Raw genomic sequence first — 2,887 nt, 5'->3', positions numbered from 1 at the left:
GCTGCACATAGTTGTGGTGGCAGTTCACCGCCTCGATGTGGATCTGGAATGTCAGCGCCGATCCAATATTGACCCAGTGGGTCAGTTTTCGGGCGGCGCCAACGCTTTGTGTTCTCGGGCAGTGCTGAAAGTCCCTCAGCAACCAAGGTCCAGTGGGCTGCAGAACGGATCGCTGACTTCCTGGCCGCACGCGGCTCCGCGTCGCGGAAAGATCTTGTGGTGGACTGCTTTGGGAGGCATCAACCAGCGACAGTTGTCGATGCTGCAATTGCTCATCTGATTCAGAGCAGCGCGGGACGGGTTAGCGTGGAGACGCGTCCTCGGGCGACAAGTGGGCCGGGCAGGCCAGCGACGATCTACCGGATCGTTCCGGGGCATCGCAATTAGTTCGCATCATCCAACTGGGCCTAAGCCATTGCTGAGCAACGACATTCGCTAAGTTAGCAGGTAGCGAATGCTTGTCAGCCAAAGGTCGATAGGGCCTCAGCCTTTGAGCCTTAGTAATGTGCCACGTAATTTTTGAATGCCCAACCGGCAGCTTCCAGACGACACCTGCGCAGCGGGAGCTGCCGCTCTTGGCCAAGCACTGAATTCACGATCTCGAGCCCAAACCAGTCACTTAACCGTAGTGCGCTTCGCGATGGCAGTTTGGGCAAACGGCAATCGCGTTCCCAACAGTGTCCTTTCCTCCTTCTGCCAGCAAGACCTTGTGGTGCACTTCCAGGTATGGAGAGCCGTCCTTGCTTCGTTCAAACGGAGCACGCTTCTTGCATTTCTCGCAGACACCGCAAGCCCGTTCCAAGACTTCCGCAACCACATCGGGGTTCCGATTGAACACGTATGTGGGGACAAGTACTTTGGCAGGGACCTCAGGAGCCTCCCTTAAGCGGCGCTGTCGCTCAATTGAAGGTTCGCGCTTTGCTGCTTCGACACGTGCCATGAATTCTCGGTCCACTTGGTCCCGAAGCAACGCCCCCCCAGGAGAACCGATTGAAACCTCGCCGAAGAACTCGTTCCCAAGCCGTTGAACGGGAGTTCGTGTCCGCCCCCTTTCCCACCCAGAGACTCTCTGACCGACAGCCAAGCTCGGAACTTCGTGCAGCGCGAAGCGCCGACACAAGCGCTTGGACTTGCCGCTATCGAACGCCAGGTACTCGGCGCTCGCAAGGTCCTTGCTCGAACCTTCGGCCTGTACGCCAGTGACCTTGAAAACCCCGTAGACCTTGTCATCAACTATCACGCAAACAAATGAAATGCGCGGTCGCTTTGGGTGCCAGTAGTCGTACTTCGACTCTATGGGCTGAAGCGCCGTGTACTCTTCTACCGTTGCACCACACTTGCGCAACGCAGCAACACTGTCATTTCCATGCCTTAAGAGCAAGATTGCGTCTTTGGCTACTCCGTTCTCTGAGCTGATGAGGGCGGCAAGGTTCACGATGATCCTGAGTGACGAGTCAAGCGGGGGAGGATACTCGCGCGTGCTCACCAATAGTCCGGTATTCGAAGCAGCTGTCGTAGAGGCAGCTAACAGCGAACGACTGAGATCACAGCCTGAAGCAGCCGCTGAATGATGGGGGTCTGCTTTGCTGCGATTGCGGTCCGTCGACTTGGCTGTTTCAAGTCTCGAAAGCTGCCTTTCAACGTTTTAACTCAGCCCACCTACCAGCGAAGTTGCTGCCGGTCGGCTGCAATAAACAGTCGCGGTTCACTGCGAACCGGTCATAAAAATACTGGGTGGGAATCCATTCTCCGCGTGCTCGACCACGGCCTCCGGAGTGAAGTAGGACGACCGGATCGCCCACGGCAACACCGGCTTCGTCTCGCAGCGTGTCTGTCAAAACAGCCAGATCACTCAACTTCTATCCATCATTTCGTCATACCAAGCATGCATGCCCTCGCACCAATCGGACTGCCAGTCATCCGAACCACCGTCGACATCGCCTAATTTTCTGCGTGCAGTGGCCTCTTTAACCCTACTTCTTTGATCCTCTGTACGGCGGTCTCTTCGGCCCTGGGGTATGAAGAAGCGATCGTACGAACCCTGATCACTTTCGAAGGATTCCGCAAACCGGACAATGCCCTCCAGTAAGTTAAATGAGGTATGAGAAAGAAAGTGACGTACAAGACGCCCCTCTTTGATCAACTCATTTGGCTCTCGGCTAAATGCCCTAGGGAGGGGCTGTCTGTGAGGCAGCACCTGCAAATCGACGCCGTTCGTGCGAATCCAGATTCGCGCTGTTTGGGATGCGTTGTTAAAAGCGAGGACACCTTTGTAGACGTGCACGTTAGAGAAAAATCGCAGCCAGCCTCTGGTACGAAGAGCATCTTCTAGATCCTTAATCCGAACCAAGCCAACCGTCCGAGACGCCCCCGGGTTTAACTGCACTTGGCTCCCAATGATCTTTGCTTCAGCTAATTTGCACAATATTTCAGCGCCGCAGTTCCAATTCAAGTATTGGATTGACGCGACCTCCGCAGTAGCGAAGCGACCACTGGGAAACCTCACAATGACACTATCCCCCGGGGCAATATCCGTTCTATAGCATCCTGCGGGGAATTCATCTTGCTGTTGAGAAAACTTGACAAAGGCAACCAGGTAACTCATTCGAATGAAAGTGCTCAGTACCTTGCAATAGTAGACGCTGTTTAGCAATGCGGACGCCGGTCGCTGGACTCCTTGCCCGAGATAGAGGCGCTAAAAAGCAGCCGCAGGTGAAATTCGGCAAATAGCCTAAAGCCGACTTCCGGCCTGCACCGATTCCTCGACGCATGCCCGACTGCGGCCGAGCGCGGGTTGACCGTCCTTTGCGTCGACATGGTGGTATCGATCAACCCAAGTAGCTCAGCCCTTCACACAAACCACCTGCTTCAGCGTGTGCACCACGTC

Annotated in this window: 3 protein-coding genes; 1 reads left to right on the top strand and 2 read right to left on the bottom strand. The window is 55.3% G+C overall.

The features are described 5' to 3' along the window. Positions 1-280 (top strand): hypothetical protein (locus LNV23_RS23695; RefSeq protein WP_263565213.1); only part of this gene is annotated, 280 nt, incomplete at its 5' end. A gap of 339 nt (positions 281-619) precedes the next feature. On the opposite strand, the gene LNV23_RS23690 is transcribed toward LNV23_RS23695, so the two are convergent. After that, positions 620-1,435: an HNH endonuclease gene (locus LNV23_RS23690; protein ID WP_263565212.1), complete on the bottom strand. Its 816-nt coding sequence runs from the start codon at positions 1,433-1,435 to the stop codon at positions 620-622. A gap of 417 nt (positions 1,436-1,852) precedes the next feature. Then, the gene (locus tag LNV23_RS23685) at positions 1,853-2,605 is read right to left on the bottom strand and encodes a hypothetical protein (protein WP_263565211.1); all 753 of its coding nucleotides are present in this window, start codon (positions 2,603-2,605) and stop codon (positions 1,853-1,855) included. Between the last annotated feature and the right edge of the window lie 282 nt (positions 2,606-2,887).

Source organism: Kinneretia sp. DJ1R-11 (assembly GCF_025717595.1).
Classification (GTDB): Bacteria; Pseudomonadota; Gammaproteobacteria; order Burkholderiales; family Burkholderiaceae_C; genus Paucibacter_A.
This window is presented reverse-complemented; position numbering and strand designations above follow the sequence as displayed.

Excerpts from the sequence above, each read along its gene's own strand:
- LNV23_RS23685 (WP_263565211.1), bottom strand. The coding sequence starts at position 2,605 with ATGAGTTACCTGGTTGCCTTTGTCAAGTTTTCTCAACAGCAAGATGAA.